General features: G+C 57.9%; 22 protein-coding genes. 12 read left to right on the forward strand and 10 right to left on the reverse strand.

The window, feature by feature from the left end:
* Positions 1-13: 13 nt before the first annotated feature.
* Positions 14-1,450 carry an exodeoxyribonuclease I gene (sbcB, locus tag B145_RS0102670; protein WP_018605000.1) on the reverse strand — a complete coding sequence of 479 codons (1,437 nt, stop codon included), beginning with the start codon at positions 1,448-1,450 and terminating at the stop codon, positions 14-16.
* Positions 1,451-1,646: 196 nt separating this feature from the next.
* Here sbcB and B145_RS24180 point away from each other — a divergent pair, with 196 nt between their 5' ends.
* The 4 genes from B145_RS24180 (at position 1,647) to B145_RS0102695 (ending at position 6,266) form a co-directional block, all read left to right on the forward strand.
* Complete coding sequence (locus B145_RS24180) at positions 1,647-3,266, forward strand: methyl-accepting chemotaxis protein (RefSeq protein ID WP_018605001.1); 1,620 nt, start codon at positions 1,647-1,649, stop codon at positions 3,264-3,266.
* A 107-nt stretch (positions 3,267-3,373) separates the two neighbouring features.
* The gene (locus B145_RS0102685) at positions 3,374-4,267 is read left to right on the forward strand and encodes a DMT family transporter (protein ID WP_018605003.1); all 894 of its coding nucleotides are present in this window, start codon (positions 3,374-3,376) and stop codon (positions 4,265-4,267) included.
* A gap of 124 nt (positions 4,268-4,391) precedes the next feature.
* On the forward strand, positions 4,392-5,504 hold the full coding sequence (locus B145_RS0102690) for an HD-GYP domain-containing protein (protein WP_018605005.1): 1,113 nt from the start codon (positions 4,392-4,394) through the stop codon (positions 5,502-5,504).
* Between the two features lie 78 nt (positions 5,505-5,582).
* The gene (locus tag B145_RS0102695; RefSeq protein ID WP_018605006.1) at positions 5,583-6,266 is read left to right on the forward strand and encodes a hypothetical protein; all 684 of its coding nucleotides are present in this window, start codon (positions 5,583-5,585) and stop codon (positions 6,264-6,266) included.
* A 53-nt stretch (positions 6,267-6,319) separates the two neighbouring features.
* On the opposite strand, the gene B145_RS0102700 is transcribed toward B145_RS0102695, so the two are convergent.
* The 5 genes from B145_RS0102700 to B145_RS0102715 form a co-directional block, all read right to left on the reverse strand.
* Positions 6,320-7,327, reverse strand: coding sequence for an Eco57I restriction-modification methylase domain-containing protein (locus B145_RS0102700; protein WP_018605014.1), 1,008 nt, complete (start codon positions 7,325-7,327; stop codon positions 6,320-6,322).
* 430 nt (positions 7,328-7,757) lie between these two features.
* Positions 7,758-8,426, reverse strand: coding sequence for a hypothetical protein (locus tag B145_RS28505; RefSeq protein ID WP_018605015.1), 669 nt, complete (start codon positions 8,424-8,426; stop codon positions 7,758-7,760).
* Positions 8,427-8,471: 45 nt separating this feature from the next.
* On the reverse strand, positions 8,472-9,422 hold the full coding sequence (locus B145_RS0102705) for a DMT family transporter (RefSeq protein WP_018605016.1): 951 nt from the start codon (positions 9,420-9,422) through the stop codon (positions 8,472-8,474).
* 67 nt (positions 9,423-9,489) lie between these two features.
* Complete coding sequence (locus tag B145_RS0102710; protein WP_018605017.1) at positions 9,490-10,092, reverse strand: phosphatase PAP2 family protein; 603 nt, start codon at positions 10,090-10,092, stop codon at positions 9,490-9,492.
* Between the two features lie 339 nt (positions 10,093-10,431).
* Complete coding sequence (locus B145_RS0102715) at positions 10,432-11,043, reverse strand: TetR/AcrR family transcriptional regulator (RefSeq protein WP_018605018.1); 612 nt, start codon at positions 11,041-11,043, stop codon at positions 10,432-10,434.
* A gap of 104 nt (positions 11,044-11,147) precedes the next feature.
* Between B145_RS0102715 and B145_RS0102720 the strand changes: the two genes are divergently transcribed.
* The 3 genes from B145_RS0102720 (at position 11,148) to B145_RS0102735 (ending at position 15,483) form a co-directional block, all read left to right on the forward strand.
* Positions 11,148-12,590 (forward strand): efflux transporter outer membrane subunit, encoded by a 1,443-nt coding sequence (locus B145_RS0102720; RefSeq protein ID WP_211209736.1) that lies wholly within the window; start codon positions 11,148-11,150, stop codon positions 12,588-12,590.
* Positions 12,591-12,794: 204 nt separating this feature from the next.
* Positions 12,795-13,931 (forward strand): HlyD family secretion protein, encoded by a 1,137-nt coding sequence (locus tag B145_RS0102730; protein WP_018605022.1) that lies wholly within the window; start codon positions 12,795-12,797, stop codon positions 13,929-13,931.
* Between the two features lie 10 nt (positions 13,932-13,941).
* The gene (locus B145_RS0102735; protein WP_018605023.1) at positions 13,942-15,483 is read left to right on the forward strand and encodes a DHA2 family efflux MFS transporter permease subunit; all 1,542 of its coding nucleotides are present in this window, start codon (positions 13,942-13,944) and stop codon (positions 15,481-15,483) included.
* Positions 15,484-15,543: 60 nt separating this feature from the next.
* Here the strand turns inward: B145_RS0102735 and B145_RS0102740 are convergent, their stop codons facing one another.
* Positions 15,544-17,061, reverse strand: a complete 1,518-nt coding sequence (locus B145_RS0102740) for a fumarate hydratase (RefSeq protein ID WP_018605024.1) — start codon at positions 17,059-17,061, stop codon at positions 15,544-15,546.
* 64 nt (positions 17,062-17,125) lie between these two features.
* Positions 17,126-17,695 (reverse strand): TIGR00645 family protein, encoded by a 570-nt coding sequence (locus B145_RS0102745; RefSeq protein WP_018605025.1) that lies wholly within the window; start codon positions 17,693-17,695, stop codon positions 17,126-17,128.
* A gap of 129 nt (positions 17,696-17,824) precedes the next feature.
* Here B145_RS0102745 and B145_RS0102750 point away from each other — a divergent pair, with 129 nt between their 5' ends.
* The 5 genes from B145_RS0102750 to B145_RS0102770 all read left to right on the forward strand — a co-directional run bounded on the left by B145_RS0102750 (position 17,825) and on the right by B145_RS0102770 (position 20,950).
* Positions 17,825-18,367: an adenine phosphoribosyltransferase gene (locus tag B145_RS0102750; protein ID WP_018605026.1), complete on the forward strand. Its 543-nt coding sequence runs from the start codon at positions 17,825-17,827 to the stop codon at positions 18,365-18,367.
* Between the two features lie 62 nt (positions 18,368-18,429).
* A complete protein-coding gene (locus B145_RS0102755; protein WP_018605027.1) occupies positions 18,430-18,942 on the forward strand; it encodes a YbaK/EbsC family protein in 513 nt (170 codons plus the stop codon).
* A gap of 26 nt (positions 18,943-18,968) precedes the next feature.
* Positions 18,969-19,868, forward strand: a complete 900-nt coding sequence (locus B145_RS0102760; RefSeq protein ID WP_018605028.1) for a hypothetical protein — start codon at positions 18,969-18,971, stop codon at positions 19,866-19,868.
* Between the two features lie 22 nt (positions 19,869-19,890).
* Positions 19,891-20,328 carry a VOC family protein gene (locus B145_RS0102765; protein WP_018605029.1) on the forward strand — a complete coding sequence of 146 codons (438 nt, stop codon included), beginning with the start codon at positions 19,891-19,893 and terminating at the stop codon, positions 20,326-20,328.
* 82 nt (positions 20,329-20,410) lie between these two features.
* Entirely contained in the window at positions 20,411-20,950 is a 540-nt protein-coding gene (locus B145_RS0102770; protein WP_211209738.1) for a YbhB/YbcL family Raf kinase inhibitor-like protein, read from the forward strand.
* Positions 20,951-20,985: 35 nt separating this feature from the next.
* On the opposite strand, the gene B145_RS0102775 is transcribed toward B145_RS0102770, so the two are convergent.
* Together B145_RS0102775 and B145_RS0102780 are read right to left on the reverse strand one after the other, a co-directional pair.
* Positions 20,986-22,119 (reverse strand): glycoside hydrolase family 5 protein, encoded by a 1,134-nt coding sequence (locus tag B145_RS0102775; RefSeq protein ID WP_018605031.1) that lies wholly within the window; start codon positions 22,117-22,119, stop codon positions 20,986-20,988.
* Positions 22,120-22,175: 56 nt separating this feature from the next.
* Positions 22,176-22,658 (reverse strand): cupin domain-containing protein (locus tag B145_RS0102780; protein ID WP_018605032.1); only part of this gene is annotated, 483 nt, incomplete at its 5' end.

Here is a 22,658-nt window from a genome sequence, read left to right on the forward strand (position 1 = left end):
CACGGGCCTGCCCTCATTTCAAAGGCGGGGCAATCTGTTCGGCATAGTCATAGAGTGCGGCGAGGATCGCTTCGCCGCGCTCATCCGCTGCCTCACTCAAGGCATCAATCTGCTCGAAGAAATCCGGTAGCGAACGGGCGCCGCCCGCCCCTTCATGCAGATTGGCAATCCGGTGCGCGAGCCAGCGCTCGCCTTCTTCCGCGTTCAGTGTGGCCGGGAAATTCCGCGCCCGGTAGCGGAACAGGATTTCCTCCAGACGGCGGTCCTGAAAGCTCACCCGCTCCTGCGCCAGTGCCTCGGCATCCAATCCACGCAGCATAGTCAGGGTCCGGCGGTCGCCGTTGCCGACAAAGCCGCCATAGAGGTCTTCGTCCACATCGGTGGGCTGTTCCGCCTGCGGGCGCTTGAACACCTCTGCCCACACCTTTGCCAAGGACGGAATCTGCTGCGCGGTGGCGGCATGCTGCATGGCCAGGGCCACATCAATGCCCCATTTTTCGGCCACCGCCGGGGAGAGGGTCTTGAGGTTGCCGATCACAATCGGGGACTTGTTGATGTGGATGGTTTTGATCGGCAGCCGCGTCACCCCTTCAGGCAAGTTCTCTGTCTTGGTGAACATCCGCTCCCGGATGCTGTCAGCATCCAGCCCCACCAGTTCCGTGGGGTCGGCAGACAGATCCCAGACGATGATCTCGTTCTTGTTCGTCGGGTGCGGACCCAGGGGCCAGACAATTGCCATGCAGCCACGGTCTGGCGCAAACATGCCGGAGATATGCAAAAAAGGTTTCGGATTGGCCGGGTCGATTTCCTTGACCACTGCGTCTTTCTTGCGCAGGCTCAAGCAGAAATCCCACAGGCGGGGCTGTTTGCTGCGGATCAGGCGGGCGAGCGCAATGGTGGCGCGCACGTCGGAGAGTGCATCGTGCGCCGCCTCATGCAGCAGACCATTGGCTGCGCTCAGGTGCTCCAGCTTGAACGAGGGGCGGCCATCCTCATGGTGGGGCCACTCGATGCCTTCAGGGCGCAACGCGTAGGTGGTACGTACCACATCCAGCAGATCCCAGCGCCCGCAATCGTTCTGCCATTCACGCGCATAAGGGTCAATCAGGTTGCGCCAGAACAGGTGGCGGGTGACTTCATCGTCAAAGCGGATGGTGTTGTAGCCCACACCCACCGTGCCCGGTTCGCCCAGCTCGCGCTCGATGGCCGCAGCGAAGGCATGCTCGGGCAGCCCTTGTTCCAGGCAATGCTGCGGCAGGATGCCGGTGAGCAGGCAGGATTCCGGGTCAGGCAGATAATCTGGCGCAGGCTGGCAATAGACCATCACCGCTTCGCCAATCTCATTGAGATCAGCGTCGGTACGGATGCCCGCAAACTGCGCCGGGCGATCCCGCCGGGGCGAGATGCCAAAGGTTTCGTAATCATGCCAGAAAAAACTCAGTCCGTTCATTGGGAATCGCCGTCATTCAGTAATCGCAATTGTCGCCGATAATCATGCCGTGATGGTGTTTGGCCTCCCGAAGGGTTATCCACAGGTGGACAGGCATCCGTCACCCGGTATTGTGCCGGTGGAGGAGACACTCAAGCCACGCATGGTGCAAAACATGCCAATGGCTTCAAGACAGAGAATAACAAGGAATCCAAGCATGAATCTCAATATCGCCAAACGCATCTGGTTGATGATCGGGCTGGCTACGCTGGCCCTGGCCCTGGTAGGGCTGGCCGGGTATGTCGGAGTCAGCATCTCGCAGCACACCATTGCTGAGATCAACAACGAAACGGCACCACGCGTTGCCGCCATTGACGACATCAAGAGCCACGCCTACCTCACCCGGGTAAACGCGTTGCGCCACAACACGGTGATTGAGTCCAACCGCAAAGAGGCGATCGACAAGGATATCGTCGCCAGTCGCCAGTTGATTGACCAGCGTTTCAAGGAATATGAAACCCTGGCACGCGATGACACCGACAAAAAAATGCTTGCCGAAGATCGCAAGCTCTACACCGCCTACATGGCAGCGCTGGACAAACTGCTCGAATACTCTCGCCAGAACGACAACTCCTTTGCGCGCATCACTATCGATAAGGAATTCGACCCCATTGCCGAGCAGTTGCGCCAGGCACTGGAAGCCCACCAGAAATACTCGCGTGAGCAGGCCACCCAAAGTGGCAAGGCGTCTGAAGCTGCGGCCAAGCGGGGCGAGGCAATCTCCGGTGTGATCGTACTGGTTGGCATTGTGGCCATTACGCTGCTGGGGATGCTGATCGGGCGCAGCATCATTGCCGGGCTGACTGCGGTTCAGCAGACCGTTGTGCGCATTGAGAGCGAGCTGGATTTCACCCTGCGGGTGCCCGCCAGGGGGCGCGATGAGCTGGGCAAGATGGCCGAGGCGCTCAACCGCCTGCTCGAACGCCTGCAAACCAATCTGCGCAGCATTGCCGACAGCGCCCAAAGCGTGGCCCAGGCCTCTGCGGGCATGGCTGATACGTCTGATCAGGTGGCGCATGCCTCCGAGGCGCAGAGTGGAGCAGCCTCCAGCATGGCCGCCTCGGTACAGGAACTGACGGTGAGCATTACCCATATCGGTGATCGTGCCGCCGATACCCACCGCACCACTATTGCCGCAGGCCAGATCGCGGAGAGCGGGCAGGCGGTGGTCGGGCAGACGGTGGCGGATATCCGCGCGATTGCCGAGGCGGTTGAACAGGCTTCCACGCGTATTCGTGAGCTGAACGCACAGAGCGAGAAAATCTCCACTGTGGTGGCGGTGATCCGCGATGTGGCCGACCAGACCAACCTGCTGGCGCTGAATGCCGCCATTGAAGCGGCACGGGCGGGTGAGCAGGGGCGCGGCTTTGCCGTGGTGGCTGATGAGGTGCGCAAGCTGGCTGAACGTACCGCCAAATCCACCCAGGAAATTACCGCCATGGTCGACACCATCCGCAGCGGTGCGCAGCGCGCCGAGGAAGGCATGGGCCGGGCGGTTGAACGCGTGGCCTCCGGGGTGGCGCGTACCGATGAGATCAGCAATTCCATCCAGCGGATCGGCCAAAGCAGTCGTCATACGGTGGAAATGGTCAATGAGATCAGCGGTGCCATCGGTGAGCAGGCCAGCGCCAGTACCAGTCTGGCCCAGCAGGTGGAAAAGATTGCCCAGATGGCTGACCAGTGCAGTGCCGCCGCCGCAGGCAGCGCCGATTCAGCCCACGATCTGGATGAGCTGGCCAACAAGATGAGCCAGATTGTGGCAAGCTATAAACTGTAAATGCCATGCGGGTGGATGTCTTTGGCATTCACCCGCTGTGCCTCTGGGGCAAGCAGGGTGCTTGGCGTATCATTCAAACTTTTGGCCCCTGCTGATTGATTTCCCCCATGCTCCGTCGCTGGTTTGGCAACCCCTATCTTCTGCTCGTTCTCACTGCCTTGTTCTGGTCCGGCAACTGGGTGGTGGGCCGTGGCTTCCGGGGCGAGGTGCCGCCGGTGGCGCTGGCCTTTTGGCGCTGGATGCTCGCCTTTGCCTGTACCCTGCCCTATGCGTGGCCCCATCGTCGTGAGGCTTGGCCGCTGCTGCGCCAACACTGGCCGATTCTGAGTCTGCTGGCCCTGCTGGGCATTACCGGCTACAACACGCTCGCCTACTTCGGCCTGCAATACACCACGGCCACCAATGGTGTACTGCTCAACTCCTTTATCCCCATTGTCATTATCGGGCTATCCGTGGTGTTTTTCGGCAGGCGCCTGCATAGGCAGGAAGTCTGCGGGGTAGGTGTATCGCTGATCGGGGTGACAATCATCGTGGCACACGGTGAGCTTGCGCGGCTACTGCAATTGAGCTTCAACCCAGGCGATCTGTGGATCATGGTCTCGGTATTCGTATGGGCTGCCTACACCTTGCTGCTGCAATATCGCCCTGCAGGCATGGCCCCGATGCTCCTCCTTGCAATGCTCACCCTGCTCGGGGTATTGGGGCTCTTGCCCTTCTATGTGTGGGAACTGGGGCAGGATCGGCATATCCACTATTCGCTCGCCGCATTTGCCGGTATTGCCTATACCGGCATCTTTCCGGCCTTTCTGGGCTACGTATTCTGGAACAAGGCTGTCGCCCAGGTAGGCGGGGCACGGGCTGGTTTGTTCATCCACCTGATGCCGGTGGCAACCCCCTTGCTCTCCGCCCTGTTTCTGGGGGAGTCCCCCCAGCTCTACCATCTGGCCGGGATGTTGCTGATTATCAGTGGGATTGTGCTGTCAACGCGTGTTGCGAAATAGCCCCAGGCCAGCAGGCTCAAGTCGATAGGGTCAAGTTTTCTGTCCCTAAGTCGTAATTGAAGCGTATCGGCTGCTGTTTTGGCTACGGTGTGAGACGCGGTCAGCAAGCACGCAAGGGGATGCAATGGCAGATCTGTTCCGACTCCAGGCAGATCAACTCAGGCTTGACCAACCGCTGCCCTGGAACGTATATGACAGTGGCGGGCATCTGCTGCTGCGCAAAGGTTTTGTGATTGAGCGTGATGCCCAGATCGAAACCTTGATCGAGCGCGGCATCTTTGTCCGCACCGTCGATATGTCGGGGCCAGACAGTGATGAGCCGCCCAAGGATGTCCCGCCCCTGGTGCTGTGGGAGAGTGTGCAGGCACATCTGGCCTATATTCTGGAAGCCATGCCGCGCGATGGCAGCTTGCAACACGAAGTCACCCGCCTGGCACGTCAGGTCCAGCAGTTGGTGGACAAGGCGCCGAATCTGGCGCTGGCGGCCATCATGCTCATGGATCAGCGCAATTACCCGGTTGCCCACAGCATGCACTGTGCGATTTTGGCGGAAATGGTTGCCCGCCGCGCAGGTTGGGACAAAACGACACGTACCAGCCTGTCCGCCGCCGCGCTGACCATGAATGTGGCGATGCTCGACTTGCAGATGATCCTGTGCAATCAGCGTGAGCCGCTTTCCGCCATTCAGCGCAAACAAATCTATGAGCACCCTGCAGAAAGCGCTACCACGCTGATCCGCTGCGGGATTACCGATGATGAATGGCTGCGCGCTGTGCTCGAACACCACGAAACCCTGGATGGGTTGGGCTACCCCCGCAAGGTCACCAACCCCAGCGAAATGGCCCTGCTGCTGCATACCGTGGATGTGTTTGCTGCCAAGGTCAGCCCCAGAGCCCATCGCCGCCCCTTGATGGCCAGCCAGGCCACAAAGGAAGTCTTCACCAAGCTCGGTGCCGATGGTAAGAATCCATTCCCCAAAATGCTCGTGGCCGAGATCGGCATTCACCCACCTGGCTCCATTGTGCGCATGGCCAGTGGTGAAGTGGGGGTAGTGCAAAAGCGGGGCACTTCGGCCAAAACGCCGATCATTGCCGCACTGCTCAATGCTATGGGCATGCCTCACCTGCATCCGGTGATCCGCGATACGGCGCAGGAGAGCAGTGCAAACATTGTGGGCTCCTTGCCGCGTGATACCAGTCTGGTCGGCCTGGATTTTGAGCAGATATGGACAAACTAGGCATTTGCATGGATCGCTGCTGTGTCCCGCCCCACTCTAGCGTATTCTTGAGCCGGTCTGCCTTGATATCCCCATGCCATGTCTTTGCGCGAATTTGTTCATGAAGCCGGGCAGGCTGCCCGCGTCAATCTGGTTCCCGGCCTGATTCTTCAGGCCAGCGCGGCGGCCTTGCTGGCGGCATATTACCTGCTGCCCTCGTTGCGCCCCGGCTTTGAATGGTTTGCCGCCCAAAAGACCCATTGGGGCTATGCCTATTCCGCCCTGGCCACCGCCGCCAGTGGGGGGCTGGTGCCCTTCCTCTACCTGCTGTGGCGCGGCCAGATTCGCCAGGGGATTGGTCGGTCGCTGCTCTTCTACCTCTTGTTCTGGGCCAGCATGGGTATTCAGGTCGATCTGCTCTACCGTGTGCAGGGGCTGTGGTTTGGGCAGGGGGCAGGCCCGGCGACACTCATCCCCAAAGTGCTGGTGGATCAGTTGTTGTTCACGCCGTTCTGGTCGATTCCGCAGACCACAATCTGCTACCTGTGGAAAAATCTCGATTTCAGCTTCAGCGCACTGCGTCCCAAGCTGGGGCAGCGCCTGTTTCTCCACGACATTCCCGGCATGATCGTTCCCGCATGGCTGGTATGGGTGCCAGCGGTGTCCATCATCTACTGCCTGCCCGCTGATTTGCAGATTCCCATGTTCAACCTCGTGCTGTGTTTCTGGTCACTGCTGGCTGAAGTTGTCAATGCCCGCCAGAACCGTAACAAGGCAGCATAAAGATTCTGACGGCAGGCTGCTGAAGCCGCAAAATATGCCCTGATGCTGCGCCCTCAGACAACGGCGCTGGTGGTTTCCTCGGAGTCTCTTTTTTGCAGCAATGCGGCAAAGCTGGCGGGCAGCATGCAGGTTTGCAGGCTGCGCTGGGTGAAGAGGAATCGCCCATCGCAGACAAAACCCAGCTCCTCCCAATCCACTTCGGTATTGAGCATGGTGGCCGCTTGCCCGATATCCATCAACGGATTCTTGGGGAAAATGGCAAGAATAGAACCATCATAGTTCGTACATGGGTGAGTAAAAAATGGCTGAGATCGGCGAGTTTTGCCATTGACATAAATGCGTGGCCCCTTGCTACGGTGATGCAGACGCCCCCACTGCCACCAGTTGGTTTCATTAAACTTAGTAACACGTCTCTGTAGGAGAAGATCTTTGTGTGCCAACAAGTGGTCGTTGATCACATCGAAGAACATGCGTCGTGTCAGTCCCGTTTCTGCGGTTTTGGAGCACACAAATTCCATGTTACCTTTTGGGTTTGCATAAATCGTATCAGCGCCGGATACAGCACCAACCCGCACGTCAAACAAACTTGAGAATGGCACGGAATAGTCATTTCGCAAGAACATTAATTGCCCATCGACATGACTAAAAATTCTTCCGTCATGCATGCGGCGATCCATGCGCCCTTTCTCAAAGCGGAAGATGGCGCAGTTGGGTACATAGGGGCCGAAGATATTACTGTCACCCGTCTCGATGAAATCGGTGATCGAGCCCTGCTCATATAGCCAAGCATTGAGTTTGCGGGCGGCGGTCAGCTTGATGAAATCACGGGGAACAATAAAAATCAGTTCCCCTCCGTCTGAAAGATGGTGCTTAATACATTTTTCTATAAAAAATAAAAATAGATTGCTGCGCTTGTCGAATAATGTATTGTCCAAAATCAAACGAGTTTCGGGGCGAATATCTTGGAATCGAACATAAGGCGGATTTCCGATAATTGTTGAGAATTTTTCTTTCTTTGAAAAAGAAAAAAAATCCATCAAAAATGTATCTGGCGTGTCCAATGAAGGAGCTACGCGTTTGTCCAATTCAATTGCGACACAATTTCTAATTCGAAGGGAAAATGCTCCGTCGCCACAAGAAGGTTCAAGTGTTCTTGCGTTATCCCCATTTTTTCTAAGGGACAGCATTTTCTCAACAACAAAATCAGGTGTAAAAACTTGCCCGAGCGTTTCAGGGTCTAGATTTGATCTACTGGCCGATTCTAATAACCCTCTCCATTCCCAGTCTTGAAATTCGGAAGGTGTGCTACTTGCTGGAGAATCAGACCAGAAATCTAAATTCCACCACAATCTAGAGCTTTTTTCCTGCCCGTTTTTTGCAACGTCATACCATCCTTTTCTGACAGGGTGAATCCCTTCTGTGGGAAGATGCCACCTTGAAATTTTTAAAGTTTTTTTCGTAGTCTCAGTCGGTGATATTGGGTGATGCATTCTAATGTCCGAAATACTGTTGAAAGCTATTCCAAGCCTCAGCTCGAAGTCGAAACGATGAGCCTAACACGCTCAATATATAATCTTGAGCCTCCGCTTCGCTTCTCTGAATACGATCTCTGTTTTTCGACCAGTTGCATTGAAATGGGGGGTTGTTCCCATTTGCATCAAGTTGACAAATGGATTTTAGGCTGGTCCAGAAAACATCACCAACTTCTTGCTTATTTACTATGACAAAATAATAGTCTGCGTTAGGGTCTCTTCCAAGATTCTCATGAAGCCGAGCGCAAAATTTTTCCCATGTATTAATTGTCACACTATGAGGATCGACCCCTGTTAGAGCATAAAACACCCCTTCTTTGCTAGAAAGGTTATCTGAACCTTGGAAAGAAGAAACTTTTACATTTACAGGAATAAACAGACCTCTTCCCGAAACCGCAAAATCGTACCAATATCTCTCACGTGCTATTTCAATATTCAAAGCACGTTTAATATGGAACCATTCATTTGCCTGTGAAAAGTGGAGCAATGCATTGGATATTTCTTTTTCGCTGGCTTGTGAATTTACTCGGCCGTCTCCACTGTTTGTAGATAGGCGTAGATTGCCAGCTTGTAATGCAGTAGATAGATGCTGACATAGTCGATTCAATATATTGGCTTGAATACTCATAATTCCCCTCCTAGCCTATTCTAGAAGTTAACACAAAAGTGAGCGTTACGGAATTTTTTTGGGTTTGATGCGTACACCCCACATCACCCCGGCGATCAACAGTGCGATGCCTGTAAGCGTTACCGCATCGGGCAGATGGTGGCGCAGCATGAAGGTGTAGGCCAGGGCAGCGAGGGTTTCAAACACGATCAACTGCCCCACCACGGCGGTGGGGAGGCGCTGGCTGGCTTCGTTCCAGCACAGCGTGCCCAGCCAGGATGCGCACAGGCCGATTGCCAGCATCATGCCTGCAAAGAACAAGGGGTGGGGGCCGAACGGCATGGGGAAAGGGCTGTGCCCCGCTTGCATGCCACCCCAGAGCAAGGCATAGCCCAGCAGCGCCAGCGGCAATGTCGCCACGCCTTGCGCGGTGGCCCAGGTGCGGGGGCTGCGATCCGGGTGATGGCGTAGCCAGTCAGCGTTACGCAGGGGATACCAGGTCCAGCAGGCGAGCGCGACAATCGCCAGCGCTGCACCGCTAGCATAGCGTGGTAGGTCGATGGTGTGGGTCTGGCCGAGCAGGGTCAGTTCCACCTGATTGACGCAGGCCAGCCCGGCCAGGATCAGCACGAGTGAGGGCCACAGCCGCCGCCAAGGCAGCGTCCCGTCACGCCGGGCGTTGCGGTGGTTGGCACAGATCGAGATGGCTACAGGCAGGGTGCCGATGATCATGGTGGGCACGGGGCCGCCCGCACGCTGGATGGCGCCCGCCAGACACAGGTAGTAGAGGAGATTGCCCACAGCGGCGAGCTTGAGGGCTTCAAACCAGTCGGCACGCGTGAGGCGGCGCAGGGCTGCACGATCAAACCAGGCCAGCGGCAGCGCGATCAGGCCAAATGCGCAGTAGCGCCCCACGGATTGCAGGGCGGGTGGGTGTTCAGGTAACAACAGGGGGCTGACGAATACCAGCCCCCACATCAGGCCAGCGGTCAGTGCATATAAGACGCCCAGCCCCATTGTGAATCCCCACGCAGCAAAGGCTCGATTTTATCTTCTATTGCCACATGGGGCTTAGATGTGGATATCAGGCAATAATGCCTGCGCTGTGATTGACCAACTGGAACACCCCCCAGCCCAGGGCGGCGCCAGAGGGCAGATCCAGCAGGTAGTGCTGCTTGGTGAACATGCAGCTGATGGCGATCAGGGCCGGGAAGAGCAGGCTCCAGGCGCCAAAGTACGGCCATGCGAACATCGCGGTAAGCATTGCCACCGAGGTGTGCATGCTGGGGAAGCAGTTGGACGACTTGTCGTAATACTGCACGAACTTCAGGAAGCGGATCGACCAGCTCTTGGATTCCGGCAGCTCACGCCAGTGATCCGGGGTTTCCACCGGGAAGAGCAGGAAGAAAGCCATCTGGCAGAACAGCAGCAGGATGAAGCTGATCGCCATGTAGTTGAACTGGCGGTGATCCTTGGCCAAGAGGTTCAGGTAGATGATCGCCGGGTAGTACAGAAAGCTGTAGATCCACACCCACCACGGCTGGAACGGGATGCTCTCATCCAGCGGCGAATGGAACTTGCGCGGCTTGAACCATTGCTGGCGCTGACACCAGAAGTAGAACTGGTAAGCACCCACGATCAGGATGATCGAGAGGATGATGTTGACGATGTAGTCCAGCGTATTCATAGAGATTTCTTATAAATCAGAGATATAGAAGATGCCTGGAGACTTTGGCTCTTGGATGTTTGGCGCGATTGTGCCGCGTGTACCCCGTTGCGACAAGTAATTTATGGCAGGCGGCAGGCAGACGGTTTCCAGGCGGCAGCAGACATTTTCATCGCCAGACCGCGCATGATGCGAAGGTTTGCGCAAAGCCCCGCGACAAACTGCATGCATTGAAAATGCAATAGAAATAAATTATGCATATTGGATTTTTAACATGCATCTTGGTCATGCAGGGATTACCTGATCGCCCCAGGGATAAGGTGCGCCCAGCGCAGGGGCGTGCGATCAGGTAAAGCGGGGTCAGTTGTCGGCGCCTGTGCCGTATGCCCGCAAGAAAACATCTACCGCACGCTGCATCATGGCTTGGATTTCTTCTGCGGTAAAAGATTTACGTATACCGCATAAAATAAGCTCTTCCCCTTCGGCTTTGAGCAGCGCAAACAATTGCTGCGCCATGAGGAAGGTATTGCCCGGGCGTAGCCGGCCCAGGTCGATGCACTGCTGAAAATACTCCGCCACGATGCCCAAGCCCTGCTTGGGACCACGCTCGTAGAACAGCGCGCCGATGTCAGACTTATCGCGCTCCAAAAACATATTGACGCGGGTGGTGGTGACGTCCGGGCTGCATATCACGGTAATAAAGCCTGCGCTAAAGCGCTCCAGCGTGGCGCGTAGCGGTGCCTTGGCATCCAGCAGGCGATAGACCTCGCACAGATGGGCTGCGGCGAACTGTTGAATGATTGCTACAAACAGCTCTTCCTTAGAGCTGAAATAGTTATAGAGCGTGGCCTTCGAGCCGCCGAGTTTGGCGGCAATGGCAGACATGGATGTTGCTGCAAAGCCCTGTTCGCTGAATACAACACGTGCCGTATCAATGATGGCCTGTCGTCGCGCTTCGCTTTTTGTGCGCATGGTGTGTGCTGAACCCTTTTTTAAACTTACCCGTACAGTTTTTCTTGACAGCGGTTTGCTGTCAACAGATACTAAACCGTACAGTACAGTTAAGGATAGTGATTGTGGCAAAAAATTCCGCTCCTCCGCCCTTTGGTCGTATTCGGTTTCTTGCCCTGGCATGTCTGCTAGGCCTTGCTGGCTGTGCCCAGGTGCCCTCTCTGGGTCTGCAATCCGAGATCAAGCCCGCCAGTAGCTGGGCCAGTGACGAAAGTCTTGGAGCACCAGAAATCGCATGGCCGGATGACAACTGGTGGCAGGCTTATGGTGATGGGCAGCTGGACGAACTGATGGGCGAGGCGGTCAAGGGCTCCCCCAGCTTGCAGAGCGCGCAAGCTCGGTTGCGGCAGGCCGAAGCGGTGATCGGCATCACCGATGCCGCAAGTGGCCCGCAACTGACGGCGAACGCCAGCGCGACCGAAGAAAAGCAGAGTTACAACTATCTGATGCCCCGCAGCGCCACCCCCCAGGGGTGGAATGACTATGGGCGGGCAACGCTGGATTTCAGTTGGGAAATCGACTTCTGGGGCCGTAACCGTGCCGCCCTGGCGGCTGCCGTGTCTGAACATGCAGCGGCTCAGGCCGAGGCTGCCCAGGCGCGACTGGTGCTGACGACCTCGATTGCCAGTGCCTATGCGGAATTGACGCGTGAATATGCCGCCCGCAAGACGGCTGAATCTGCGCTGGAAGTGCGCTCCAAAACCGCTACGCTGTTCCACGAGCGGCAGAGCCAAGGCATGGAAACCCTGGGCAGCGTGCGTCAGGCCGATGCACGCCAGGCCACGGCAGAAGGTGATCTGCTCCAGATCGACGAGCAGATCGCTTTGCAGCGAAATCGTCTGGCAGCTTTGATGGGCGCTGGGCCGGATCGTGGCTTGGTGATTGCGCCCCCTGCCATCCAACTGCAACAGACTCCGGGCTTGCCCAAAAACCTGTCGTTGGATTTGCTGGGGCGGCGCCCGGACGTGGTCGCTGCCAAGCTGCGGGCGCAGGCCGCAGCCAAGCGGGTGGACGTGGCTGAGGCTGAGTTTTATCCGAACGTGAATCTGCAGGCTTTCATCGGCTTTCAATCCCTGAACCTGGACAAGCTGTTCAAGTCGGGTTCCCAGGTCGGCGGCGTCGGCCCGGCGATTTCCCTGCCGATCTTCAACAGCGGGCGGCTCAAGGCTCAATACAAGAGCAGTGCCGCTACCTATGAACAGTCTGTGGCGGAATACAACCAGACGGTGACCCAGGCGCTCAACGAAGTGGCGGATGCCACGGTGAGCCGTCGTGCCCTGGGTGGGCAGTTGGATCGCAGTCAGGCCGCTGTCGATGCGGCCCATCAGGCCTGGGAAGTGGCACGGAATCGCTATCAGGGGGGGCTTTCGAGCTACCTCGACGTGCTGTCTGCCGAGGACATTCTGCTGGGCAACATGCGCAGCCTGAGCGATCTGCAATCACGTGCCTTCACGCTGGACGTCGCTCTGGTGCGTGCCTTGGGCGGCGGTTATCAGACCATACAGTAACGTGTCCCCGATGCCTCTATAGGGAATTTCTTATGAATCCAGCCATGCAAATAAGCTGCCCGCGTTACCACCTGTTCAGCATGATTGTTGCTGCGGCCCTGCTCAGCGGCTGCAGTTATGGCCCTTCACGTTGGATGTGGCTTTTGGGCTGCAGCTCTCAGGCAATGCAGTAACGCCCTCAACATTTTTATGAGGAATCAATCCATGAATCAAGCAACCCAAACCCCCGAAACCGCCCAATCCATTGCAGGCACCCAGCGCCGCCGCCTGTTTGGCATTCTCGCAACCGTGGTGCTGCTCAGTGGTTGCAGCTATGGTGCCTATTGGACCCTGCACGCTTCCAACTATGTGAGTACCGACAACGCCTACACGGCAGTGGAAGTCGCCCAGGTCACCCCCGCCGTGGGCGGCACGGTTCGTGAGGTCAAGGTGGTCGACACCCAGACCGTGAAGAAGGGCGATGTGCTGGTGGTGATTGATGACACCGATGCCCGCCTCGCGTTGGCACAGGCCGAAGCCGAGTATGGCCGGGCCGTGCGCCGGGTGCGCGGTTTTGAAGCGAATGACTCCAGCCTGAAGGCGCAGATTGCCGCCCGCGATGCCGACGAGCAACGTGCCGCCGCCCAACTGAGTTCGGCCGAAGCTGATTTTGAGCGTGCACATATCGACCTGATGCGCCGCGAAGCGCTGGCAGGCTCGGGCTCTGTTTCGGGGGACGAACTGACCCGCGCCCAGAATGCATATGCCACCGCGAAGGCCAACCTGGGTGCTGCGCGTGCCACGGCGGCACAGGCCAAGGCCAACCGGACGACAGCGCTAGGTTCGCGCGAAGCCAATGCGGTGTTGATTGATAACGCCACGGTTGAATCCAACCCCGAAGTGGCGCTCGCCCGTGCCCGGCGCGATCAGGCGCGTGTGGATCTGGAGCGTACCATCGTGCGGGCGCCGGTCGATGGTGTGGTGGCCAAGCGCCAAGTGCAAACCGGCCAGCGCGTGCAGGCTGGCATGACATTGCTGGCCGTGGTGCCCATGCAGCAGATGCACGTGGACGCCAACTTCAAGGAAGTGCAGTTGCAAAAGGTGCGCGTGGGCCAGAAGGTGGAGCTGACCTCTGACCTGTATGGCGATGGCGTAATTTATCACGGCGTGGTGGAAGGCTTCTCGGGCGGTACAGGCTCGGCCTTCTCGACGATTCCCGCCCAGAATGCCACTGGCAACTGGATCAAAGTGGTGCAGCGCTTGCCGATCCGTGTGCGCCTGAGTGATGAGGAACTGAAGAAGCATCCGCTGCAAGTTGGCTTGTCGATGAACGTCAGTGTTGCCACCAGCAATGTCGACTGAGGCATCTGCCATGAGCGCACAAACCCATCTGCCCAAGGCAGACGCCCCCCTGGAAGGGGGCATGCTGTGGCTGGCGGCCCTGCTGCTTGCAGCGGGGAACTTCATCGCCGTGCTGAATATGACGGTGACCAACGTGGCGGTGCCCACCATTTCCGGTGCGCTGGGAATCAGCAGCAGCCAGGGCACATGGGTGATCACTTCCTACTCGGTGGCCGAAGCTATCACCGTGCCGCTCACAGGCTGGCTTGCCGGGCGGTATGGCTCGGTGCGGGTCTTTTGCATATCGATGGCGCTCTTTGGTGTGTTCTCCACCATGGCAGGCTTATCCAACTCACTTGGCATGCTGTTGCTGGCACGCGTGCTACAGGGCTTGTCGGGCGGGCCTTTGATGCCATTGTCACAAACCTTGCTGCTGCGTATCTTCCCCAGGGAAAAAGCGGCTGCTGCAACAGCGCTGTGGGCCATGACTACGATGGTCGCCCCGGTGACCGGGCCGATTGTCGGTGGCATCCTCTGCGATCGTGCCTCCTGGGGCTGGGTCTTTTTCATGAACGTGCCGATTGCACTGTGTGGTGGTTGGATGGCTTGGCAACTCATCAAGCGTTATGAAACAGCCCTGCTGCGTGCGCCCATCGACAAGATCGGCATGGTGTTGCTGGTGGTGTGGGTGGCTGCCTTGCAGATCATGCTCGATGAAGGCAAGGACAAGGACTGGTTCTCCTCCAGTTATATCGTCACCCTGGCCATTGTTGCACTCATTGGTTTTGCGGCCTTTATGATCTGGGAGCTGACCGAGCGCCATCCGGTTGTGGACCTGCGGGTATTCCGGCATCGTGGATATTCCATGAGCCTGCTCACCCTGGTGCTGGCTTTTGGCGCCTTCTTCGGTATCAACGTACTCACGCCCCTGTGGTTACAGCAGTTCATGGGGTACACGGCGACTTGGTCGGGTATGACAGTTGCGTGGGGTGGCGTGCTCTCGGTCTTCCTGGCGCCCGTGGCGGCGATTCTCACCGAGAAGAAGGATTCGCGGATGCTGGTTTTCATCGGTGTCGGCTGGCTGGCGATGGCAACCCTGTGGCGAACCTTTGCTAATACCGATATGACATATTGGCAGGTGTCGATCCCACTGCTGGTGATGGGCGCCGGTATGCCGTTCTTCTTCGTGCCGCTCACCTCCGTTGCGCTCGGGAGCGTGGAAGAGGCTGAGACAAATTCGGCCGCAGGCTTGATGAACTTTCTGCGCACCCTGGCGGGGGCAATTGCCACTTCGCTGGTGAGTACCGCGTGGGAAGACAAGATCAAGTTCAACTATGCCGAACTGGCCGAAAAACTTGATCAGAGCGGCAGCACGTTGGGAGCGATGCTGCAGTCGGGCATGCCGATGAATGTGATCCGTGAAACGCTCTCTTACCTGAATACCAGTCAGGCGGTAATGCTGGCGACCAATCAGCTCTTTATGCTGCTGGCCGCCATCCTGGGCATTGCCGCACTGTCAATCTGGCTTGCGCCGCGAGCAACGCGCGCTGTAGACACTTCTTCTGTGCATTGAGTTTACATGCACATTGAGCCTGTCTGGCCTGCGCCAGACAGGCTCTTTTTTGCCTGCAAATTACTGCGTGACGACCGGAATCTTGCCGATCCGGGCCTGCCATTCACGCGGGCCGGTGGTGTGGACTGAAATGCCGGTGGAATCCACCGCCACAGTCACGGGCATGTCCTGCACCTCGAATTCATAGATTGCTTCCATGCCCAGGTCTTCAAAGGCCAGCACACGGGCCGCCTTGATGGCCTTGGAGACGAGGTAGGCCGCACCGCCCACCGCCATCAGGTACACCGAACGATGTTTCTTGATTGCCTCGATGGCCACCGGGCCGCGCTCGGATTTGCCAATCATCCCCAGCAGGCCGGTTTCGGCCAGCACCTGTTCCGTGAACTTGTCCATCCGTGTAGCCGTCGTGGGGCCAGCCGGGCCGACGATTTCGTCGCGCACGGGGTCGACCGGGCCAACGTAATAGATGAACTTGCCGGTGAGATCGACCGGCAGCTTCTCGCCCCGGTTGAGCATGTCGGTCATGCGCTTGTGGGCGGCATCGCGCCCGGTGAGCATCTTGCCGGAGAGCAGCAGCACGTCACCCGGTTTCCAGCTGGCCACCTCGTCGCAGGTCACGGTATCCAGATTCACACGCCGCCCCTTGGAAGCGTCGTAGGTCAGGCTCGGCCAGTCGGTGAGAGCCGGCGGATCAAGGTACACCGGGCCACTGCCATCAAGCACAAAATGCGCGTGGCGCGTGGCCGCACAGTTGGGGATCATGGCGACCGGCAGGTTAGCTGCGTGGGTCGGGTAGTCCCGCACCTTCACGTCCAGCACCGTGGTCAGCCCGCCCAAACCTTGCGCGCCAATGCCCAGGGCATTGACCTTCTCATAGAGTTCCAGCCGCAGTTCTTCGGCCCGATTCTTGGGGCCACGGGCGATCAGGTCCAGGATGTCGATGGGTTCCATCAGCGCTTCCTTGGCCAGCAGCATCGCCTTCTCTGCCGTGCCGCCAATACCGATGCCCAGCATGCCCGGCGGGCACCAGCCCGCGCCCATGGTCGGCACGGTCTTGAGCACCCAGTCGACCACCGAATCTGATGGGTTGAGCATCGCAAACTTGCTCTTGGCTTCCGAGCCACCACCCTTGGCTGCGACGATCACATCAAGCTTATCGCCCGGCACCATGCTGAAATTGACCACCGCCGGGGTGTTGTCCTTGGTGTTGGTACGCTTGCCTGCCGGGTCAACCAGCACAGAGGCGCGCAACTTGTTGTCCGGGTGGTTGTAGGCTTGGCGCACGCCTTGGTTGACCGCATCTTCGAGCGTACCGGTAAAGCCTTCCCAGCGCACATCCATGCCGATCTTCAGGAATACCGAGACGATGCCCGTATCCTGGCAGATGGGGCGATGGCCCTCGGCACACATGCGCGAATTGACAAGAATCTGTGCCATCGCATCGCGTGCGGCAGGGTTCTGCTCCATCTCGTAGGCGCGGGTCATGCCCTGGATGAAATCCTTGGGGTGGTAGTAGCTGATGTACTGGAGTGCGGCGGCAACGCTTTCGATCAGGTCAGCCTGGCGGATGGTACTCATGATGCTCCTCTCTGGATGGTCTTGTTGGGGCGGTGATATGCGGTGTGGACCGGATGGGCAGGGCCTAGTGCTCGCCCTCCCTGCCAATCTGCAAGGTGCTGGTCATGATCTTGTCGGTGTAGGCCATGATCAGGGCAGAGACGACAAAGGTCAGATGGATGGCGATCTGCAGTGCAGCGCTGTGTTCCAGCTTGGTCAGCTCGAAGCTTTCGGCGGCCTGATTGATCTTGGTGCCCACATCGATGAAGACCCGCAGCAGATGGATCGACGAAATGCCGATCAGCGCCGTGGCGAGCTTGACCTTGAGCACGCCCGAATTGATGTGCGAGAGCCATTCCGGCTGATCCGGGTGTTCATCCAGATCCAGGCGGGAGACGAAGGTCTGGTACCCGCCGATGATGATCATGATCAGCAGGTTGGCCACCATCACCACGTCGATCAGCCCGAGGATGATGAGCATGATGTCGACTTCGCGCAGCACGGTGACGCTGGCAACCAGATGATAGAGTTCCTGCAGGAACTTGAAGACGTACACCCCCTGGGCCACGACCAGCCCCAGGTAAAGGGGGGCTTGCAGCCAGCGGCTATTGAACAGGAAGATTTCCAGATAATGGTCGAGGGGGCGTTTCAGCATGAAGACTCCGGGGGTTGGCAAGTTCTATTTTGTTGTTGATCTATATACAACGACAGCCAGTATAGCAGCGTCAAAATCCTGTATTGCGACGGTTACAATAGCCCCACTCGTTTCAGGATATCCCCCTTTATGCTGCTTGACCCAAACTACCTGCGTGATCGTATCCGTACCGTACCCGATTGGCCCCAGCCCGGCGTCCAGTTCCGTGACATCACCCCGCTCCTGCAAGAGCCCGAGAGCCTGCGCGTGCTGGTCCAGCACTTTGTGCTGCGCTACATGCACAGCAACATTGATGTGGTGGCAGGCATTGATGCCCGTGGCTTCATCATCGGCGCCATCCTGGCCTACGAGCTGAATGTGGGCTTTGTGCCGATCCGCAAGAAGGGCAAGCTGCCCTACACCACGATTGAGGAAGAGTACGAGCTGGAATACGGCAGCGCCACAGTGGAAATGCATGCCGATGCCTGCAAGGCAGGCGACCGCGTAGTGCTCATCGACGACCTGATCGCTACCGGCGGCACCATGATGGCGGGCAAGAAGCTGCTCGAACGCCTGGGCGCCACTGTGGTGGAAGGTGCGGCGATTGTTGATCTGCCTGAACTGGGCGGCTCCAAGCTGATCCGTGAAAGCGGACTGCCTCTCTTCACCCTGGTGGATTTCTCCGGCCACTGAGTTCTGGACACTGAGCGTGTGAGCGCAAAGGATGCATGCAAACGCCATTCGGAGTAATCTGAATGGCGTTTTTTGCACCCATCCTCGTCATGAGATCCGCTACCCATCCTACTGCCCAGCGCACCCAGGCTTTGCTGTGCGATGCTGGCATCGATACCCGGGTCGTTGAATTCGACCAGCCCACCCGTACCTGTGCCGAAGCCGCTGAGGCGATCGGCTGCTCCGTGGCCGAGATCGCCAAATCCATTGTCTTTCGCGGCAAGCAGTCCGGGCAGGCGGTGGTGGTCATTGCCAGCGGGGATAACCGCGTCTGCGAAAAAAAGGTCAGCGCCCTGGTCGGTGAGCCGCTGGGGCGCGCCAATGCGGATTTTGTGCGCGAGGCCACCGGCTACGCGATTGGCGGGGTGGCCCCGCTTGGGCATACCCAGCCTGCACGGCTGCTGATGGATGCCGACCTGCAGCGCTTTTCCACAGTTTGGGCGGCAGCAGGCACACCGCACTCGGTCTTTGCCCTGACGCCCGAACAGCTTGCCCGGCTCACTGGCGTGCCCTGGTCGGATGTTCGCCTGGACTGAAATGATCGGCGGCAGTGGTGTTTTAGGTGGGTGGCCCGGATACTTGGGCTTCACTCTTCATCCTGCCTTTTCCAGCCATGAATGCGGTATTTCTCGATTTTTCCCGTACTTGGTTTGATGCTTTGAGCCCTTTTATGTTCAGCCTGCTCGTCACGCTGCTGATCTGGGCGGTGGTTTTTGGCATCCTCGGCGTGTTCTTTGCATTGTTGGTCATGTGGCAGATTCATCGCCGTCGCCTCTTGCGCCGGGAGCATCGCTTCTGGAATATGGCGGCGAAGCTCTTCTACCCCATTGTTTTCGGGATTTGTCTGCTGACAGGGCTGATGGCAGGCGGCCTGTACGGCGCCCAGCGTCAGGTTCATGAGGCCCTGACGACCCAGTTGCAACCCGCATTGGCCGCCCGCATGCCCGCATTGCGTGTGGCCCTGGCCGAGCGCCTGGGGCCGATGAGCCAGCAGGGCATGGTGACTGCCCACGATCTGGTACAGCCCCTGGTACAGGGGCTTCTGGTCGAGCCGAAATCAAATGGCATGTTTGAGCGGTTCAAGGCCAAGGTGGTCAATCGTCTGGTGCTCAAGGCGGGGGCCGTGGCGCTGAACTATTCCGTCCACAAAGCGCTGGAAGCGTTTCCAGATATTATCGTCCCCAGCAAAACGGACGAATTGACTGCGTTTTCGGTCGAAGGGCTCAAACATGTCTTGATTGGCAGCGGGCAAAAGCTGGATTTCTCGCCGCTGGATCAAACGGTGCCGGAGATTTTCGGCAACGCCCTGCGCAAGCAGATTGATGCGCAATTCTCCGGTTTCTACTTCGGCCTGGGTTTGCAGATGCTGCTGATACTGGGCCTGATTGCGCTGGAGATGCTATTCTATTTCCGCTACCACTTACCGCGTAAGCGCAGGCTGCAAGCAGCGGCGGATTCATGATATTTGCGTAAAGGATGCTGCGATGGCAGAAGTGACCGGGATTGACCATATCTACATCGCCGTATCCGACATGGCGCGTGCCGAGGCGTTTTATGACATCGTATTGGAGCGTCTGCTCGGGTTTCGCAAGAACCGTTTCACCCTGGTGGGTGACGCGCATGTGCAGTATTACAACCGCTATTTCGGTTATGTGCTGCGCCCGGCCAAGCGGCTTCACCCGCATGACTCCTACGCCCCCGGCCTGCATCACTTCTGTTTGCGCGTGGATAGCGTGGATGAGGTTATCGAACTTGCCCAAGCCCTGCGCACGGCGGGCATTGATGCCACCGAAGCGCGTCTGTACCCCGAATATGCTCCCGATTATTGGGCGACCTTCTTTACCGACCCGGATGGCATCCGCCTGGAAGTGACCAACTATCGCCTGGAGCGCCGTGAGCGCCACGACCATTGGGATGCCTGAGTCGCACGTGTCGTCCAAATTGGCCTAAAGGCTCTATACTGCGGTTTTACCACGAGTTTGAGGTGACGCCATGAAAAATGCCATGATCCTGATACCCCTACTGGCAGGGCTGACTTCCGCTTTGCCAGCCGCTGCATTTGAATTGCATAGTGCGGATATCCATGCCAATGCCAAGCTGGATGAAAAGCAGGTCTTCAAAGGTTTTGGTTGCGAGGGCGGGAACGTGTCGCCCCAACTTTCATGGAGTAATGCACCCAACGGCACCAAGAGTTTTGCCCTGATGGTGTATGACCCCGATGCCCCAACCGGTAGCGGCTGGTGGCACTGGGTCGTGTGGAACATCCCTGCCACGGCTACGGCCTTGCCTACCGGCGCAGGCACAGCGGATGGCGCACAACTGCCCGCAGGCTCGGTACAGGGGCGTACCGATTTTGGCAGTACCGGTTATGGTGGCGCCTGCCCACCGAAAGGGGACAAGCCCCACCGCTATATCTTCACCTTGTATGCCCTGAAGGTAGATCGGCTCGATGTGCCCGAGAACGCCACTTCCGCATTGGTGGGCTTCAATGTGCGGGCCAATAGCCTGGGTGCTACAAGCATCACGGCGAAATACTCCAGATAGATATAGTCAGGGGGGCTTGCGCCCCCTTTTTATGCTTACCGCAAGCAGGCAATCTTGACGCACTCAGGGTCGATGACCTTGCTTTGTGCATCGACCAGCCCAAAATCCATCTGCTTGTAAGTCCACAGTGCGCGGCCAATCTTGTGGGCATTGAGAAAACCGACAAAATCCCGCAGCCAGTTCTGGCGGCTCTTCGCCGGGGCAATGTCGATTACGCCGAATTCCCCGCAATAGACCGGGCGTTGGCAACGCTGCTGGAATTCCAGGGCTTCCCGGATATAGCCGAGCAGGAAATCGGCATTGAGTGTTTTGCCGACCAGGGGGCCGCAGGCCCATTCGAACTCAGGGTGGGCGGCCACATAGTCGGCGAGCCCGGCAATCTCACCCGGATAATCCAGCACCGCGTTGTGTAGGCGTGTGGCAGGCACCCAGGGGGCGCGCTGGTGAGTGAACATCAGTGGTTCATACGAGTGGAAGGTGTAGACGATGTTCGGGTCGTCGAGCAGCTCCAATTCCTTGAGGGTATAGACTGCTGAATAGAAATTGCTGCCGATGATGAGGGTGCGTGTGGGGTCAGTCTGGCGCAGACGGGCCACGGCCCGCTTGGCCAAACGGTTCCATGGTGCGCTGTCAGGCAGCACGACCTCGTTGAGCAACTCAAACGCGAGCGCAGGGAAACGCCCTTTGAAACGATGGGCAATCGCTCCCCACAGCGCAAAAAAGCGCTCCTGGGCGGCTTCATGGCTGAACAGCAGATTGCCATTTTCGCCTTCCAGCGTCTGCGTGAAGCTGTAACCGGGCGCGTGGTGCATGTCCAGAGCGACACTGAGTTTGTTCTCGGCACACCATTCCAGGCAGGCTTCCAGATATTCGAATCCGCTTTCGATATACACACCGGGACGCGCGTCGTCTTCCAGTATCTGGTAATCAAAAGGCAGGCGGATATGATCCATCCCCCAATCAGCAATCTGGCGGATGTCCGGGGCACGGATGAAGGACTGGAAATGCTGATGGTCATATGCCCTGTACTGCGATAGCCAGCCGCCCAGATTGACCCCTACAGGTGCATTTTCGTAAATGCTGAGTGCGCTCATGATGCGAGGTACGGAAAAGTTGTTGTACCCCGATTCTGGCGTGGCATACCCGGTGGAGCCATACCCTGACCCCATCACGATTTGCCCAGAGACGCGACCGTGGGGGACTTGCAGCCCCCACGGGGTGGATCTTACCGGGCCGGGGTAGTTCGGCCGTAGCTGTCGTGAAAACGGACGATGTCATCTTCGCCCAGGTATTCGCCATGCTGGACTTCGATCATGACCAACTCCAGCAGGCCGGGATTTTCAAGTCGATGCTTGTAACCCGCCGGGATAAAGGTCGATTCGTTGGGATTGACGAAGAACTCCTCCTCCCCACACACGACTCTGGCAATCCCAGTGACGACGACCCAGTGTTCGCTGCGATGATGGTGCATCTGCAAGCTCAGGCTGGCGCCGGGTTTGACGACGATGCGCTTGATCTTGAAACTGGGTCTTTCCTCCAGCACCGTATAGTTGCCCCACGGACGGCGCACGGTGACATGGGTCTTGTGGGCTTCATGGCCCCGGCTCTTGAGCGTTGCATAGATGTGCTTGACGTCCTGCACGTTGTCGCGGTGGGCCACCAGCAGTGCGTCCGGCGTATCGACGACAATCAGGTTATCAACGCCGAC

This window comes from Uliginosibacterium gangwonense DSM 18521, from assembly GCF_000373965.1.
In the GTDB taxonomy this organism is placed as follows: domain Bacteria; phylum Pseudomonadota; class Gammaproteobacteria; order Burkholderiales; family Rhodocyclaceae; genus Uliginosibacterium; species Uliginosibacterium gangwonense.